Genomic DNA, 16,733 nt, shown 5'->3' with positions numbered 1-16,733 from the left:
ACGAAACGGTATTGGCGATGCGCATCATCCACGTTCAACACAGCCATATTCTCGGCGGCGTCGAGCGCCACGTGCTGCAGATGCTCTGCCTGCTGCGCGATGCCGGGCATGCGGTCTGTTTTGCCGGACCGCCCGACGGCTGGCTGGGCCGGCAGTGCATCGCCCAAGGCATCGAATGCCTGGACCTGGCGATGCACGGCATGTACGACCTGGCGTCGGCGCTCAAGCTGACGCGTTTCGCGCGGCGCTGGAACGCCGATTTGCTGCATGGCCATGCGCAGCGCGGCACGCGCTATGCCGTCTGGGCCGCGAAATGGAGCGGTCGGGTCGCCGTGGCAACGGCACATTCGACCAACGCCGACAGCCGCTTCGCCGGCGCACAGCGCCTGATCTGCGTTTCCGACGCGGTCCGCGACTTTCTGGTGACGCGCGGCTGGCCGCGTGCACGCCTGATCCGTATCCATGCCGGCGTCGCCGACCTGGCGGCCAACGCCCCCTCGCGCGACGACGCACGGGCCGCGCTCGGACTCAGCGATGACGCACTGGTGCTCGGCATGGTGGCGCGCTTCGTTCAGGCCAAGGGCCATGAGATCGCGGTCGACGCGCTCGCGCGCCTGCGGCACCGCGACGCGGTGCTGCTATTGGCCGGCGCCGACGACAATGCCGTCGCCGCCGCGGTCCGTGCACGCGCCGCCAAACTCGGTGTCAGCGCACGCCTGCGCTTTCTCGGTGAGTGCCGCGACGTTGCGCCCGTCTTCGCCGCGTGCGACATGGTGCTGGCGCCCTCGCATCGCGAGGCGCTGTCGCTGTCGTTGATCGAGGCCGCGGCCATGAGCCTGCCGATCGTCGCGACGCGGGTCGGCGGCATTCCCGAAGTCGTCGAACATGATGTCAACGGCCTGCTGGTCGACGACGGCGATCATGCCGCGCTGGCCGCCGCCATCGACGAACTGGCCGACGATCCGGTGCGGCAGTGGCGCCTGGGCGCCGCCGGGCGCCGTCGCTTCCAGCAGCGCTTCGGTCTGGAACCGATGCGCGAGGCGGTCGAAGGCGTCTACCGCGATGTGTTGCCGTCGATGCCGCTACCGTTGTCGAGCGGTGCACCGGCCTGAAGCACGGCGGTTCAGCGCAGCCCCATCAGCTCCAGATAGCGCCGCGCACTGGTCGTTGCCCGGTACTCGTCGACCGCCTGCTGCAGCGTCGCGGCCGGCAGCGGCGCCGTCAGCGTTGCCTGCATGGCGCTGGCCAGGCCGGCGTGATCGCCCACCGCGACCAGCGGGCCGTAGCGACCGCGATCGAGGATTTCGATGGGCCCGCTCGGGCAGTCGGTCGACACGCTCGGAATGCCCAGCGCCAGCGCTTCCGTCAGTGCGTTCGGCGAACCCTCCCAGGCCGACGACAGCACAAACAGATCGGCACGTGCGACCCACGCGTACGGATTCTTCTGAAAGCCCGCGAGCAGCACGCGATCCGCGATACCGAGTCCCTGTGCCAGCGCGGTCAGTGCGTCACGGTCCTTGCCTTCGCCAAGAATGATCAAGCGACTCGGCGTGGTCTTCTGCAGCGCGGCAAACGCGCGCAGCAGCGTCGGAAAATCCTTTTGCCGCGTCAGCCGGCCCATCCCCATGACCACCGGCAGGGTCTTGTCGCGTAGCCAATCGTGCGGCACCGGCTCGGCAGCCTGCGCATCGAGCTTGGCGGTGATGACGGGGTTGCGAATCACATGCACGCGCGACGCCGGCAAGCCGGTGACCCGCAGGGTGTCGTCCTTGACGCCGCCGGACACCGCGATGACGCCGCTGGCGCGCGGGTACAGACGCCGCATCGGCGCCACGCGCAGCCAGCGGCTGAATGCGTCCTTGCGTTCGAGCGCTGCCGACAGATTGGTGCCGAGACGAATGAACACCGGGGTGTCGACGCCGGCGCGGCGCTTGGCCTTCAGCGCGGCACGGCCGGCGCGGTCCTTGGCGACCAGCAGCGCGTCGGGCCGGACCTCACGCAGATAGCGCGCGATCTCTGCGACCGACGTCCAGGCATGCTGGGCGTCGAGCTGGCGCAGATTCACCGTCTGCGGAATGCGGGCCGCGTGCCCACCTGCCGACTTGATCGCCAGCAAGTCGACGTCGACGTCATGCGCGAACTCGGCGCACAAATTCGTCACCATGCGCTCGACGCCGCCGTCGCCGGAAAACGAGATCAGCACGCCAAGGCGTTTGCGTTGTGCGTTCATGTTCATGCCTGCGGCGGCAACCCCATCGCCGCGAGATAGTCGGTAGTGGCGGATTCGATTTCGTGCCGATGTGCGGCGGCCCTCAGCACGTCGCTGCGCCGCGGCGCATCGAGCGTGGCCGCCAGTGCATCGGCCAGTGCCGCGTCGTCGCCGATCGGCACCAAACGGCCGAGTGCGCCATCCTGCAGAAAGCTGCGGATGCCACCGGGACAGTCGGTCGATACCACCGGCGTGCCGCAAGCCAGGGACTCGGCGATCACATTGCCGAAGCCCTCCCAACGCGACGTCAGCGCAAACACCGCGGCATGCGCCATGAACGCGAACACATCGGGGCGGAAGCCCGGGAAGTCGACGTCGTCGGCGACGCCGAGTTGCGTGGCCAGCGCGCGCAGCGCGTCGAGCTGAGCGCCGCGACCGAGCAGTACCAGGCGCACGTCACGCTGCGCGCGCAGCCGTGCGAACGCGCGCACCAGCGTCGCATAGTCCTTGCGCGGCGATAGCTCGCCGACACCGAGGATCACCGGCGCTGCGCCGGGCACGAACCACGGATGCATCGGCGCCGCTGGCGTGTCGTGCAACAAGGCCGCCGGCACGATCGGGCTCGGCACCGTGTGAACCAGCTGTATCGGCAGGCCGGTGAATGCGGCCAGATCGCGGCTCGCCGCATCGCTCGGCGTCAGCACCGCACGCGCGCCGCGATACAGCACTCGCATCGATGTCCGTTGCAACCAGCGATCGAACGGCCCGCGATGCGCGAGGTCGACGGAAATCGTCGTGCCGGAACGCAGCACCAAGGCGGTCGGCGCGGCCGACAACGCGCGCGCGAACACCGCCGTGCGGTTGACCTTGTCCTTGTCAGACAACATCACCGCCGGCCGCTCACGGCGCAGATAGCGCATCAACGGCCACAGCGCCGAGTACGTGTGCGACACGCCGAGATCCATCACCCTCACGCCCGGCACATCGCCCAGATCCGGCCCGTGCTTGCGCACTTTCAGCTGGTCGACGGCATAGCCGCGCCGCGCCACCGCCGGGATCAGATTCTTCATCAGGCGGTCGACGCCGCTGTGCCCCGACGTCGCCAGAAAGAAGGCGACCCGCGGCGCGCCGCTCACAGCCATGCCAGCGGGTCCTCGTCGCTGCCCGGCACCTGGCTGCCGTCAGCCTCGATGAACAGCCGGTGCCAAATTGCGAACTGCATCAGGCTCCAGACTTCGCGGGTGACATCGTACCGGGCGTGCTCGCGCGCCAACAACTCGCGCACCGCCGACGGCTCGCACCATTGCCTGATCGCGGCGCTGGCCGGCAGCTTCTCGGCCAAGGTGTCGAGAAACGTACCACGCAGCCACTCGCCGATCGGCACGTGGAAGCCGCGCTTGTGCTGCCACAGATGATCGCGCGGCACGTAGCGTTCGGCCCAGCGCTTGACGAAGACCTTGCCGGATTTCGACGAGACCTTCAGCGCATCGGGCAGTGACAGCCCGAATTCGATGACGCGATGGTCGAGAAACGGCACGCGTCCCTCGATACTGTGTGCCATCAGCATGCGATCGGCCTTGACCAGCAGATCGTCGGGCAGATTGGTTGTCAGGTCGACGTACTGGCGGCGCTGCAGATCGGTCCAGGCCTTCGGCGTCTGCTGCCAGGCATCGACGAACGGCTGCCGATGGCGCGCCAGCGCGCCCTGCAGGGCCGGCACGAACAAGCGCTGGACCCACGCCGGATCCAGCTCGCCGCGCACGCGAAAGCCGCCGCTGCCCGGCCAGCGCAAGGCTTTGAACGTGCGCTCGAAGACATCCGGCCGATAGCGGCCGTAACCGGCGAAGGCTTCGTCGCCACCCTCGCCGCTGAAGACCACCTTCAGCTCGCTGCCGGCCGCCTCGGCGAGCGCCAGTGTCGGCAGGCTCGCGTAGTCGCGCATCAGATCGTCGGCGGCCCAGGTCATGCGCGGCAGGCGATGGAAAACCGCGCGCCGGTCGAGACGGATCGGGTGATGCTCGGCGCCGAGTTCGGCCGCGATGCGCGCCGCCGCATCGAGTTCGTCGCCCTCGTCGGTGTCCTGCCAGCCAATCGACCAGCTCTTCACCGGCTGCGTGTGCAGCCGCTTGAGCTGCGCCAGCAGCACCGCCGAATCGACACCGCCGGACAGGAACACGCCGTACGGCACGTCCGAGCGCATGTGCTCACGCATCACCTGCTCGAACAGCGGCTCCCACTCGTCCACCGCATCTTCGAAACTTCGCGCTCGCGGTGCCGGCGCTTCGGTGGCCGACCAGTAGCGATGCGTTTCGACACGCAGGTCGGCTCCGATTTTCAGCGCGGTACCGGGCATGACCCGGCGCACGCCGCGAATGACGGTGTCGGTGCCGGTCGAAAACTGGTTTTCAAAAAACTGCGCCAGCGCCGGTTCGTGCACCTGACGCTGCGGCAACAGCGGCAACAGCGCCTTCAACTCGCTGGCGTACAGCACCCGATCGGGCAGCTCGGCGACATACAGTGGCTTGATGCCGACGCGGTCGCGCACCAGCCACAGCTCGCGCCGCGCATGGTCGTAGAGCGCGTACGCATACATGCCGTGCAAGCGCTTGAAGCTGGCGGGGCCCCACTCGGCGTAGCCGTGCAGCGCGACCTCGCTGTCCGAGCCGGTCAGAAAGCGGTGGCCCAGCGCCTCCAGCTCACGCCGCAGCTCGACGAAATTGTAGATCTCGCCATTGCAGACCAGCGCATAGCGCTGCGCGGCATCGAACAACGGTTGATGGCCGCCGGCCAGGTCGATGATCGCCAGGCGCGTATGCGCAATGCCGAAGCCGTCCGAAACATAGGTGCCGCTGTCTTCCGGACCGCGATGCGTGAGCCGTCCCGCCATGCGCAGCAGCGCATCCTCGTCGACGGCGCCATCGCGGCGCACCATGCCGGCGATGCCACACATCGTCAGCGGCTCCCTGCGTCGGAGGCCGCGGCATGCACCGCGCCCGCAACGGGCTGGCCGGTAACAGCGGCATCAGCCGTGACCCGCGCGCGAAGAGCCATACACTCAGACCGGATCGAAGCGATAGCCGAGCACCTCGACGTCGCGATGGAAATAGCGGCCGACGAGTTCAGCGAGATCATCGCTGTAGTAGCTGCGATAGTCCTTGCTGCGATCGGTGGCCTGTCGCTTGTGCGGCAACGCCGGCGTCGGCACGCCGATGCGCTGACAGATCGTGTGGAAGTCGTCGTGCAGGCTCTCGTAGCGTCCGAGGAAATCGGTCAGTACCTTGCCGTGCAGGTCGACCAGGTAGTCGGTCTGCACCGTGATCGCGGTATCGAGGTGGTACTGGTAGGCACGCTCGGGGTCGAGCTTGTGGCGGGTAAACGCCTCGAAGCTCTCGTGCCCTTCAAGCAGGTGCGGGCGCTCGCGCTTCAGGTGGTGGTAGGAACTGACCTGCAGGTCCCACGGATTGCGCACGAATGCGAACTTGAACAGGCCGTCGAAGAATTCCTGCGGCAGCATTTCCTGCGCCCCGATGATCTTGGCATGCCGCGGCAGCTTGGCCGCGATGCGGTGCCCGGTCATGTGCGACAGGCGTGAGCAAATGAACTGTGCGAGGTAATAGGGGTCTTTCCATTGCAGCGACTTCAGCGCCGCACGCACGCTGGTCCCGCCGGTCTTGGCGATATGCACGTACAGGAAGTTGTGGCGGTTCGACAGGATCATGCAATGGCGGCCGGCAGGCCGAAGCGTCGGGGCATGCGCGAATTATGCCCCAGCACCGCCCCCGACCGGCGCACACAGGGCAAAACGCTTGCTTGCACGATCGCCGCCTGCCGCAACATCTGACGATCGGCCGAAACCAAGTGTTACAGACCGAGCGCTGCCGGCGAATTCGCGTGCGCATCGCACCGTTAGCCTGCCGGCATGGAGTTCAACAGCGATTCCCGCGCGGCGCCGATGCCGCCCCCCGAAAAGCCGGCGATGGCGCTGGCCGACTGCCTGTATCGCACCGCCCTGCTCTGGCGTGGTCGTGGCTGCTGGCACTGGCGCCACTACGGGCGCCACTACCGCGCCGAGGTCCGCGCCGGCGGCTGGGATGTGACCATCGAGCGCCGTCGCTACCGCCTGCGCAGCCTGTCGCACTGGCTGCCGTCCGGTCGCAACGTGCACATCGTGCTGTCCGGCCCGTCGATTTCGCGCATCGACGCCCCGGACCTGCTGCTGCAGGGCGCCCGCATCACCGTCAACGGTTCGTTCCAGATACTCGCCGATGGCGGCGTCCACTCCGATCTCTATCTGATCTCGGACGTCGGCTATGTGCGCCGCCAGTGGTCCAGCGTACAAGCCGGCATCGCCAACGCGCGGGCTCTGGCCGTGGATCACCGGGTCGCCTTGGAGCTGGCACGTCGCGACCCGGACCTCTTCGACCGCATCCCGACCTATCTCTTCGACAATCTGCAGCGACCCTATCGCCAGTCGAGCGCATGGTGGCGCCGCTTTTCACCGGCCGAGCTGGCAATGGACGGCCAGCGCTGCGCGTTCTCCAACGACGCCGACATCGGCTTTTATCCGTCACGCACCGTCGCCTTCCTCGCGCTGCAGATCGCCGCCGCACAACGACCGCGGCGCATCGTGCTGTTCGGGCTCGATCTGAGCGAAGGACGCTACTACGCCGAAGCCACGCCGGAGCGCTCGATGCTGCAGCAGGACTACGCCGAGTACATCGCGCCGGACTTTCGCTTCGCGGCCGACCTGCTGCGCAACACCAGCATCGAGGTCATCAACGCATCGCTGCAGTCGACCCTGCCCGGCGACATCCTGCCGCGCGTCGACCCCAACGAGTATCTGAAGCAACTGCCGTTCGCCGACGCTGCATGAGCGGCGTGGCGATCATCCGCTAGATTCGCGCGATACCGTCGAAGGTGTAGCCAAACGCTGCAATGTCGTCGCGGTAGTGCTGCGCGACGATTGCCCGTGTGCGCTCGTCGTAGCAGCTGCGGTAATCGCGGTGCGCCGAGGTATTGATGCGTGGCAGACTGACCTGCGGCAACTGCAGTGCATCGCAGACCTGTGCGAGATCGCGATCCAGCGTCTCGGCGCGGCAGATTTGATCGATCAAGAGCGTCGATTGCCCAGGCAGGCGCAGATACGACACCTGTGGACGGAAATGATGGCGCGCGCGAATCTCAGGCCGCGCCAAACCGTAGGCGACGAAATCGGCAAAGTCGCCATATGGCGCCAGATGCCGAGCCACCCACGCACGATCACCTGGCGAGCCGTGATCGGAGCGCAGGAAATGCCAGGCCGAGACCAGACGGTCCCACGGGTTGCGCACCACCGTGAACTTGTACACCGACGCAAAGTGCGCCGGCGAAAACATCAGCTGATATTCACGTACGCCGAGATGCGCGAACTTGTCCTGGCCGAAAATCGCACGTGCAACCGATGTGCCTGCACACTTGGGGACGTGCACAAAAATCGCGCCGCGCTGCGCGTAGGGGTGAAAGCGGCCGGCAGGGTCGCGCAGTTCGCGCCGCCGTCGCAGTACGGCACGCGGCGACCACAGTGGCGCCAGCTGCCAGCGCAGCGCATGCGGGAGACGGTAGTAGCAGGACAAGCTCGAACTCCGTGCGGTCTTCGCCGCAGCTTGAAGCAGCCACTACCGTACCCGTCGGCCGTGCGCTCCCGGGTGTCGAGATGTAACGAAATGCAGCGCGTCACTCAGCCCGAGACACCCCCCAACAGCGACTTCTGCAGAAGCGACGTGTAGATCGCTTCCACCTGTCGTTTGTGCTCGACGATGTCGCCGCTCAGCGCCGCGTGTCGGGTGCCTACTGCATCGAAGAGGCGCAGCGCCTCGTCGATCGGCGTGCCGGCCTGCAGCAGCTGCGCCCCGAAGCCACGCGCCGTTTCCCCGCGCAGGTCGTGCACGACACAAATTCCGGGTATGCCCTGCGAGGCGGCGATGCCGATGCCGTGCACGCGATGCCCGACGACGAGGTCGTAGCGTGAATAGATGTCGGCGTAATCACGCGCGTCGTACGAATAGCGCAGCGGCAGATCGCGAAACGGCGTGCGAAAAAATGGGGGAGCTCGTCGATGTAGTGCGCGACGAGCTCGAACTCGATCGACGTGCCATGCGCTGCGATCAGCCGCGCGTACAGCTCACACAGATACGCGAAGGTCGCCGGACTGATGTTGTTGCTGGTCACCGCCTGGTCGCTGCCGAAGATCAACGCCACGCGACGAATCGTCGTGCGCCGCTGGACGCGCTCGGCACTGAGAAACGCCGGGCATGGCAAATGACGAACCGGCAATGGCTGCAGGCACTCGGTGGTCAGCGGATCGCGGCAGGTGATCAGCCGGCTGCGCTGCAGAACATCCAGTTCCAGCTTCGAGAAATGCCGACGGTCGAAACGGAAGTGCCGGTTGGTACCGAGCCCGAGAAAACAGGTGGGCACGTCATGGGCTGCAATTTTTTCGTAGAGCGTGCGCACGCGCGCGCCGCGCCATTGCGGAGAACCGGCGAACACGACGGCGTCGGCAAAGCCGATATCCGTTGCGTCCTTGACCGAGTTATCGAAAAACGGTCTGGCCCGTGCTCGCAATGACTTCAGCGCGCCCAGCCCCCAGCGAGCCCGCCGTCGATGTGCCGGGCGGATCTGCGGATGACGGTTGAACAACACCGGCATGACGTCGACGCCGGCCAGCGCGAAAGCGCGGATGCAACCGCGCAGAATGAACTCGTCCCCCGGGTTCCACTGCCGTGTAGCGGAAAAAACAATCTTCATAGGAAATCGCCCCTGATGGCGACTGATTACAGATAGCGTGCGACCACCTCGCGGACCGCGGCGCGCTCCTTCTCGAAGCGCGGATACGGTGCCCGCTGCGGTGCGTTCTGCAGCGAGCGGTTGTGCGCCCAGGCGCGGTAGCTGCGATAACAGGCGATCAGCGTTTCGCAGCTCTGCGCGTCGAGCGCTCCGGCCGCGGCGAGCGCCTCGAGCTGACGCCAGTTGTCGCTCCACTGGACGATGCCAGCATCGCAGTGCGCATCGCGCAACACCAGGTACTGCGTCACGAATTCGATATCGATCAGCCCCCCCTCGCCTTGCTTGATGTCCCATAGCTCGGCGTCGCTGCGGTCGAGGCTGGCGCGCATCTTGGCGCGCATCTCGACGATGTCGTGTGCAAGTTTTTGTGGATCGCGCCGACGCACCAGGATTTCGCGGCGCAGCGCGGCAAAGTCCGCCACGAGCCAGGCCGGGCCAGCCACGCAGCGCGCCCGCGTCAGGGCCTGGTGCTCCCAGGTCCATGCCGACTCGCGCTGGTAATCGGCGAAGCTGTCGAGACTCGAGACCAGAAGACCCGAGCGACCGTTGGGCCGTAGCTCCATGTCCACTTCATAGGCACGCCCGGCCGGCGTCTGTGTCGCCAGCCAGTTGATGACACGCTGCGCGAGCCGCGCATAGAACACGCCGTTGTTGATCGCGCGTGGGCCGTCCTCGGTATCGGCATCGAGTTGGTCACAGTCGTGCAGGAACACCAGGTCCAGGTCGGAGCCGTAGCCAAGCTCGATGCCGCCGAACTTGCCGTAGGCGATGACAGCAAAACCGGCGGCGCTGCCGTCGCTACGCTGCGGGCCGCCGTATTGCGCGAGCATTTCGCGCCAGGCCAGCGTCAGCGCCGCATCGACCAACGATTCGGCGAGCCAGGTCAAACGGTCGCTGACTTGCACCAGCGGCAGCACGCCGGACAGATCGGCGGCGGCGATGCGCAGCGTCATTTCCTTCTGATAGCGGCGCAGCAAGTCCATGCCGGCTTCGGTATCGCCATCCGGCACCTCGGCAATACGCCGCGTCAGTTCATCGCGCAGACTCTCGCGCGTCGGCGGATCGTAAAGCGCGCGGCGATCGAGCAGCGAGTCGAGCAGCACCGGCGACTGTGCAATGAAATCCGTGAGCCACGGACTGGCCGCACACAGACGCATCAACTGCTCGCGCGGCTCGACGTTGTCATGCAGCAGCGCCAGATAGGTCGAGCGCCCACCGATCGCCTGCAGCACGCGCAGGGTGCGCATCAACGCCGCCTCGGGTTGCTCCTGCTGCCGGGCCAGCTCGAACAGCGCCGCGAGCAGCGCCACCATCATCGTTGTGCTGCGTTCGGACAGCGCCCGCACCAGTCGGGTATTACGCAACTCGTCGATGACGCCGGCCAGCGCTTCCGGAGCCTCGCCGAAGCCGGCCTCACGCAGTGCCGACACCGCCTCGTCACCGCTGGCCATGCCGTGCCACAACGCACGCGCCAGCTTGCTGTCCTCGCTCGCCGCCTCGCTGCCGGCGCTGCCACGCTCGCTGAACACCGCCTCGAACTGCTGTTCGACGAAGCTGCGAACCTTGGTAATACGCGCGGCAAGCTGCGACCAGTCTTCGATGTCGAGCGCTGCGCACAGCGCCGCACGCGGCACCTCGGCGGTCGGCAACGCGTGGGTCTGTTGATCACCGTACATCTGGATCGCGTTCTCGAGCCGGCGCAGAAACACGTAGGCGTCGTCCAGCCTTTGCGCGACATCGGGCTGCAGGTGTCCGGCACTGCCGAGATAGCGCAGCACCGGCCGCAGGCGGCTGTCGCGCAATGGCGCTTCGGCGCCGCCGCGCACGAGCTGAAACGACTGCACGATGAATTCGAGCTCGCGAATGCCGCCGCTACCGAGCTTGACGTTGTCTTCGGCACCACGCCGCGCGACATCCTCGGCGATCAAGCGCTTGAGATCGCGCAGGTTGCCGATCGCGTTGTAATCGAGATAGCGGCGATAGACGAACGGGCGCAATGCGCGCAACAGCGCGTGGCCACCGTCGAGATCGCCGGCCACCGGCCGCGCCTTGATCAGCGCATAGCGCTCCCACTCGCGCCCGTGCGACTGGTAGTACTCCTCGAACGCCGCATACGACACCGACAGCGCGCCGGCCGAACCGAACGGACGCAGCATCAGGTCGACGCGAAACACGAAACCATCGACCGTCACGCTCGCCAGTGATCGCTGCACATCCTGCGCGAGCCGCACGAAATATTCCTCGTTGCTCAGCGTCCGCGTACCGTCGGTCTGTCCGGCGGCGCCATGACAGAAGATCAGATCGATATCCGACGAAAAGTTGAGCTCGCGGCCGCCGAGCTTGCCCATGCCGAGCACCAGCGGGCGCACCAGCGCACCGTCGTCGTCGCGCGGCACGCCGTAGCGCTGCTGCAGCCGCGCCTCGGCGCCGGCCAACGCCGCCGCGAGGCAGGCATCCGCCAGATCGGAGAGGTCGCCGAGGGTCTCGTCGAGCGGCGCCAACTCCGCCAGATCACGGAATGCGATGCGTGCCATTTCATCGCGCCGCACCACGCGCAGCGCGCGCATCAGCGTCGCATCATCCGCGGCAGGCTGCGTTGCTGCCGCCACGCGTTGCGCCATTTGAGAGGGCGCGTATGCAGTGTCCAGCGTCACGAATGCGTCGGGGGCGTCGAGCACGCGCGCAAACGCATCGGCGGTAAACGGGCTGGCGCGGAACACGCGCGGCGCCACCGCGGCCAATGGCGGACAGCGCGCGGCAAAGCGCTCGCACAGGGCTTCCGGGCTCAGGTCGCCGTACATCGCGTCGTCTCAGATCGATGCGCGCGTGACATGCAGCGGCGGGATGCGATGAGCCCAGGGCTGGGCTTGCTCGAGCTGCGCGGCCAGGCGCAGCAACAAACCTTCGCCGCCCGGCGCGGCAACGAATTGGGTCCCCAGCGGCAGCTGATATTCGTCGCCGCGCTCGTCACGGCAGCGCGCCAGATAGGACGGCACCGACATCGCCGGCGTGCCGGTCAGATTGGCGAGCTGCGTGAACGGCACCCAGCGCAGGTTTTCCTGCACCATGTCGTCGATCAGGCGAGTCTTCAGCAACAGACCTTCGAGGCCGAGCGCGAGCAGCAAGCGCAACGCCCGCTGCTGCCAATCCGGCGTGCGGATCTGGCCGATGCGCGCCGGCAGCTGCGCCAACGCGGGCGTCAGAAACAGGTCGTAGCGCGCATGGAAATCGGCGAGCTGGCGCGCATAGTCGTTCCAGCGCAAATAGCCCTCGACATAGGTGTTCGCGCGCGTCGCGCGACCGAATGCCGCCATCGCCTGCGTGTCGAGTTCAAAGTCGCGATTGCTACAACCGGTGTGGCGCTTGACCGCGTCCATGGTCGCCGCGCAGGTGGCGAACCACATCGTCACGAAATCCTTGCCGAGCTGCAGACCGTCGAGCTGCGGTTCGGCTTCCTCGACGTGATGCCCCAGCGACTCGAGCAGGCGCGCCATCTCGCGCACCGCCTCGACCGCCTGCGGGTCGACCGCCGAGCCGATCGGCGAATGCGCGGTGAAGCCGATCTTCAGGCGGCCCGGATCGCGGCCGACTTCATCGAGATACAGCCGTTCCGGCGGCGCGATGTGAAACAGCGCGCCGTGTTCGGGGCCTTGCGTGGCATCGAGCAGCGCGGCACTGTCGCGCACCGTGCGCGTCAGCACGTGGTCGATCACCGCGCCGTGCATGCGCTCGACATAGATCGGCCCCTGCGGCGTGCGCGCACGCCCCGGCTTGAGGCCGAACAGTCCGCAGTGCGCGGCCGGAATGCGGATCGAACCGCCGCCGTCATTGGCGCCGGCGGCCGGCACGATGCCGGCGGCGACGGCCGCGGCGGCGCCGCCGCTCGAACCGCCCGGCGTGTGCGCCGGATGCCAGGGATTGCGCGTCGGCCCCCAGGCTTCCGGCTCGGTGATGCCCTTGGCGCCGAATTCGGGCGCATTGGTGCGGCCGAAGATGACCAGGCCGCTGCGCAACCAGCGCTGGGTCATCTCGGCGTGCTCGGTCGGCGCGAAACGCGGGTCCTTGAGCACGCGGGTCCCGTAGCTGGACGGCACGCCGGCGTATTCCTGGAAGATGTCCTTGATCAGAAACGGGACGCCGGCGAACGGCCCGGCCAGCGGCCCGGCGGCGCGTGCCCGCGCGATGTCGTACATCGGCGTGACGACGGCATTCAGATCGGGATGGAGCGCCTGGGCGCAGGCAATCGCGGTCTCCAGCAATTCGGCTGCCGACACCTCACCACGAGCAACCAGCTCGGCCAGCCCCATGGCATCGTGACGGGCATATTCTTCGACAGACAACATCTGAGCACTCCCCCTGTGGCATTCGCCATAGAGTAGCCGCTCCGGCGCCAGACGCCGCCCCGCGTTTCGTCAGAGTGACGTCAAGCCGGTGAAGATGAAGCATGCCGCGTGGTGTACCCACAGAACGGCAACGTCGCCGCGTTTGGACCCGGAGCGCCAGCGCCGATGAGCGTGTCTGAACTGGACCTTCAGCTTCTGAAAATGAAGTAGACGGCGCCGCACATGCACAGCGCGGCCCAAAGGTAATCGAGCTTGATCGGCTGCTTCATGTAGAAGATCAGGAACGGGACGAACACCGTCAGCGTGATCACTTCCTGCATGATCTTCAGCTGCGGCAGCGTCAGCACCGTGTAGCCGATGCGATTGGCCGGCACCTGGAACAGGTATTCGAACAGCGCGATCGACCACGACACCAGCGCCGCGACATACCAGGCCTTGCCGTGCAGGTTCTTCAGGTGCGCGTACCACGCCACTGTCATGAAGCAGTTCGACATGACCAGCAGGCCGGCAGCCTGCGCGACGACGGAAAGATTGGCTGGCATGTTCAGACCCCGATCGGTGATGCGCGATCTCGCTCGCCGCGCAATAAAAAGGCCGGCGAATCGCCGGCCTTGATGGTCATGGCATCCTCAGAGCGGGATGACCGACGCCTCGCGCGTGTAGTGCACGTAGCCGAGGCTGGCGCCGGCACGCAGCCCGACGCCGGTGCGGATCGGGGCCAGCACGATGTTGCCGCTCTTCTGGTAATTCAGGCCGACGCCGGCGACCACATAGAGGCTGCCGTCGACGGCCGGAAAGCGCTGGAACAGCTGCGTCGACGAGCGCAGGTTGTAGACCAGCGTGAAGACCTTGGAGGCATTGCCGCCGAAGTCCCAGCCGACCGACGGGCCCTGCCAATAGACCTTCTGGCTGCCACCGCCCTTGAACTGCAGCGTGCCCTTGCCGTAGCGCAGGCCGACGACGATGGCACCGCCGCCTTCGGTGCCGTAGATGTAGGCATTCGGCTGCCCGTAGTCCTTGAACGCCTTGGCGATGGCATTGGCCAGACCTTCACTGGTCGAGCCGAAGAATTTCGACGCCGCGGCGGTGACTTCTTCGGCGCTGTAAGTCGTGTCCTTGGGCGCCTGGCCGGCCTGCTCGTCGGTCTGCGACGGGGCCTGGATATCGCCGGGCTTGGCATCGCCCTGCGCCAGCGCTGCCTGTGACGTCGCCAGCCCCAGTGCCAGCGCGAGGCCGAAGCGAAGTCCAGCGCGATAAATCTTCATGATCGTGGTCCCGTTGGTGACAATTCGTGCATCGTGCACGGACGCTCTTAATCGACCCTGAACTCTGTCGCCACGCCGCCCGCTTCAGCCGCCCGCCGCCATGCGCGTGCGGATGAAATCCGCGTGCGGCACGAACAGCAGATCGGCGAGTTGGCGAATCAGCGCTTCCTCACGCGGCTCGATGCGGCCGTCGGCCAGTGCCACCTGCCACAGCCACAGCAGCAGCTCGCGCTTGCCGTCGGCATCGAGTTCGTCGTTGAGCGCGGCAACGAAACTGTGCAGCGACACGGCGGTGCCGGCGCTGTCGGCGGCGCGCTGCAGCAAGGCGTCGGTCTGTGCCGGATCCAGGCCCAGCCCGTGCGCGAGCTGCTCGCGGATCACCGCCAGCTCATCGTCACTACGCTCGAAATCGGCACGCGCCGTTTCCAGCAGCAGCACCGCCATCGCCAAGTGTCGATCGACCGCCTGTTTGGGCGGCGGCGCGAACGACGCGGTCAGTTTGCTCAGAAAACTCATGTCACCTGCGATTGATCAGAACGAAAAGCCCAGACGCAGGTTGTAGACATTGTTCTTGCCGAAATGTTCGTATTCCGGCGTCAATTCGAAAAATCCGAGCGCAATTCGTGAGCCGACGAAGAAACGCGTGGTATCGACGGATTCATCCTTGAGCGCATATTCGGCCTTGACCGAATCGCTGGGGTCGATCTGCGCCGACGCATAGCCGACGCCGATGTAAGGCGTGAGGAATGCGAAGCCTTTCGACAGCATCGCATCGACACCCCAGGAGTGGTAATCGAAGTCATCGATGCCGGTGCCGATGGTGTAGTTGGCCTCGACCGCCAGCGCCGGCTCGGCGATGCCGCCGTCGAGGATCGCGTAGCGCAGCTGGAAACCGTAGGCCGCCGCGCCGTCGCCGGTCGGCACGGTGGCATAGAACGCGCCGACGTCGAAGCCCAGCGGCAAGCCCTTGTTGATGACCGCGCCGACCATGCCGAGCTGCTTGACGTCATCGCCGGTCAGCGTGTTCCAGTCGTCCTTGTGCTGGGTCGGCGTGTAGCTGGCGATGGCGGCAATGCCGAAGCCGAGGATGCCGGTCGATTCGGCCGGCGCAACAATCTTGTAATTGAGCGTCGCGGCGACATCCTTGGCCGCGCCGTGGAACGCCTGTTGGCAGCTGTCGTCGGCCAGCAGACCGCCCTGACAGTTGATGTCCAGATCGTCCGCAAAGGCCGAGGTGGCGGGCACGAGCAGGCAGGCAGCAAGCAGCACATGGCGCATCTTCATCATTTTCCCCTCATTGTCGGGCCGTCCTGGCCCTCATTCCCGCCGGCAGGATAGCAGCGCGTCAGCCACCCGTCGCCGTATCGCCGAGCGGGTGCTCGATGAACGGCTGGACGATGTCGCCAAGGTCGGTCAGCCGGCCGTGAAAGAAGTGCCCGGCATCCGCGACCGTGACCAACTGCGGCGGCGGCTCGTAGCCGGCCAGCGCCAGCTTGGTCTCGTCGAGATCGACGACGTCGTCGGCCGTACCGTGCACGACCAGCCACGGGCACGGCGGCCGCTGCGGCTTCGGCAGGCTGTCGAAGTATTTGGCGAACGGCGGCGCGATGCTGACCTGCATCGCCGGCTTCAGGCGCGCGGCAGCATTGACGCTGACCCAGGCGCCAAACGAAAAGCCCATCAGCGCCAGCGGCCCCGGCGGCAGCTGCGCGCGCAGCCATTCGCCGAGAAACACCACGTCGTCGGTTTCGGCGCGGCCGCCGTCATGCGCGCCTTCGCTCTTGCCGACGCCGCGGAAATTGAAGCGCAGCGCATGCAAGCCCGCTTTGAGCGCAGACGACGCCAGCGTGTAGGTGACCTTGTTCGACAGCGCGCCGCCCATCAGCGGGTGCGGATGACAGACCAGCGCAAACCCCGGCCGCGCAACATCGGCCTTCGGCGCCGCCAGGTGAATTTCGATCTGACCGGCAGGCCCGGCAATCGTCGTGCTGCGGGCTTCGCCCGGCGCGGGGAGGAATTCGCTCATGAGGATCGGTGTCGACAAAAGATCGGGATATTTTGCCCCATCAGCAGAAATCCTCTTGCCAGCCG

Annotated in this window: 15 protein-coding genes and 1 pseudogene; 2 read left to right on the top strand and 14 right to left on the bottom strand. The window is 66.6% G+C overall.

Features of this window, described 5'->3' with window-relative positions; all coding sequences use genetic code 11:
- Positions 1-17 precede the first annotated feature (17 nt).
- Entirely contained in the window at positions 18-1,112 is a 1,095-nt protein-coding gene (locus G7Y82_RS04935) for a glycosyltransferase family 4 protein (protein ID WP_240954106.1), read from the top strand.
- Positions 1,113-1,123: 11 nt separating this feature from the next.
- Here the strand turns inward: G7Y82_RS04935 and G7Y82_RS04930 are convergent, their stop codons facing one another.
- The 4 genes from G7Y82_RS04930 to G7Y82_RS04915 form a co-directional block, all read right to left on the bottom strand.
- On the bottom strand, positions 1,124-2,230 hold the full coding sequence (locus G7Y82_RS04930; protein WP_168146898.1) for a glycosyltransferase: 1,107 nt from the start codon (positions 2,228-2,230) through the stop codon (positions 1,124-1,126).
- A 2-nt stretch (positions 2,231-2,232) separates the two neighbouring features.
- Positions 2,233-3,351 carry a glycosyltransferase gene (locus G7Y82_RS04925; RefSeq protein ID WP_168146897.1) on the bottom strand — a complete coding sequence of 373 codons (1,119 nt, stop codon included), beginning with the start codon at positions 3,349-3,351 and terminating at the stop codon, positions 2,233-2,235.
- Entirely contained in the window at positions 3,342-5,159 is a 1,818-nt protein-coding gene (gene asnB, locus G7Y82_RS04920; protein WP_168146896.1) for an asparagine synthase (glutamine-hydrolyzing), read from the bottom strand. Before asnB ends, G7Y82_RS04925 begins: the two co-directional genes overlap by 10 nt.
- A gap of 105 nt (positions 5,160-5,264) precedes the next feature.
- Positions 5,265-5,927, bottom strand: coding sequence for a sulfotransferase family 2 domain-containing protein (locus G7Y82_RS04915; protein ID WP_168146895.1), 663 nt, complete (start codon positions 5,925-5,927; stop codon positions 5,265-5,267).
- A gap of 234 nt (positions 5,928-6,161) precedes the next feature.
- Between G7Y82_RS04915 and G7Y82_RS04910 the strand changes: the two genes are divergently transcribed.
- Positions 6,162-7,082 carry a hypothetical protein gene (locus G7Y82_RS04910; RefSeq protein WP_168146894.1) on the top strand — a complete coding sequence of 307 codons (921 nt, stop codon included), beginning with the start codon at positions 6,162-6,164 and terminating at the stop codon, positions 7,080-7,082.
- 19 nt (positions 7,083-7,101) lie between these two features.
- Here G7Y82_RS04910 and G7Y82_RS04905 read toward each other — a convergent pair whose 3' ends face one another.
- From G7Y82_RS04905 to G7Y82_RS04865, 10 genes and pseudogenes are all read right to left on the bottom strand, one after another.
- On the bottom strand, positions 7,102-7,821 hold the full coding sequence (locus tag G7Y82_RS04905; RefSeq protein ID WP_168146893.1) for a sulfotransferase family 2 domain-containing protein: 720 nt from the start codon (positions 7,819-7,821) through the stop codon (positions 7,102-7,104).
- A 104-nt stretch (positions 7,822-7,925) separates the two neighbouring features.
- Positions 7,926-8,222 (bottom strand): hypothetical protein, encoded by a 297-nt coding sequence (locus G7Y82_RS21860; protein ID WP_366515620.1) that lies wholly within the window; start codon positions 8,220-8,222, stop codon positions 7,926-7,928.
- 218 nt (positions 8,223-8,440) lie between these two features.
- Positions 8,441-8,995, bottom strand: a pseudogene (locus tag G7Y82_RS04900) (polysaccharide pyruvyl transferase family protein); the annotation flags it as partial.
- A gap of 26 nt (positions 8,996-9,021) precedes the next feature.
- Entirely contained in the window at positions 9,022-11,835 is a 2,814-nt protein-coding gene (gene glnE / locus G7Y82_RS04895) for a bifunctional [glutamate--ammonia ligase]-adenylyl-L-tyrosine phosphorylase/[glutamate--ammonia-ligase] adenylyltransferase (protein WP_168146891.1), read from the bottom strand.
- Positions 11,836-11,844: 9 nt separating this feature from the next.
- Positions 11,845-13,377: an amidase gene (locus tag G7Y82_RS04890; protein ID WP_206370332.1), complete on the bottom strand. Its 1,533-nt coding sequence runs from the start codon at positions 13,375-13,377 to the stop codon at positions 11,845-11,847.
- Positions 13,378-13,565: 188 nt separating this feature from the next.
- The gene (locus G7Y82_RS04885) at positions 13,566-13,919 is read right to left on the bottom strand and encodes a DMT family protein (RefSeq protein WP_168146890.1); all 354 of its coding nucleotides are present in this window, start codon (positions 13,917-13,919) and stop codon (positions 13,566-13,568) included.
- Between the two features lie 87 nt (positions 13,920-14,006).
- Complete coding sequence (locus G7Y82_RS04880; protein WP_168146889.1) at positions 14,007-14,642, bottom strand: DUF1134 domain-containing protein; 636 nt, start codon at positions 14,640-14,642, stop codon at positions 14,007-14,009.
- A gap of 84 nt (positions 14,643-14,726) precedes the next feature.
- Positions 14,727-15,158: a tellurite resistance TerB family protein gene (locus G7Y82_RS04875; RefSeq protein ID WP_168146888.1), complete on the bottom strand. Its 432-nt coding sequence runs from the start codon at positions 15,156-15,158 to the stop codon at positions 14,727-14,729.
- Between the two features lie 15 nt (positions 15,159-15,173).
- On the bottom strand, positions 15,174-15,929 hold the full coding sequence (locus G7Y82_RS04870; protein ID WP_168146887.1) for a DUF6588 family protein: 756 nt from the start codon (positions 15,927-15,929) through the stop codon (positions 15,174-15,176).
- Between the two features lie 58 nt (positions 15,930-15,987).
- Entirely contained in the window at positions 15,988-16,668 is a 681-nt protein-coding gene (locus G7Y82_RS04865; RefSeq protein ID WP_168146886.1) for an alpha/beta hydrolase, read from the bottom strand.
- Positions 16,669-16,733: the final 65 nt, after the last annotated feature.

Source organism: Solimonas marina (assembly GCF_012241385.1).
Classification (GTDB): Bacteria; Pseudomonadota; Gammaproteobacteria; order Nevskiales; family Nevskiaceae; genus Solimonas; species Solimonas marina.
This window is presented reverse-complemented; position numbering and strand designations above follow the sequence as displayed.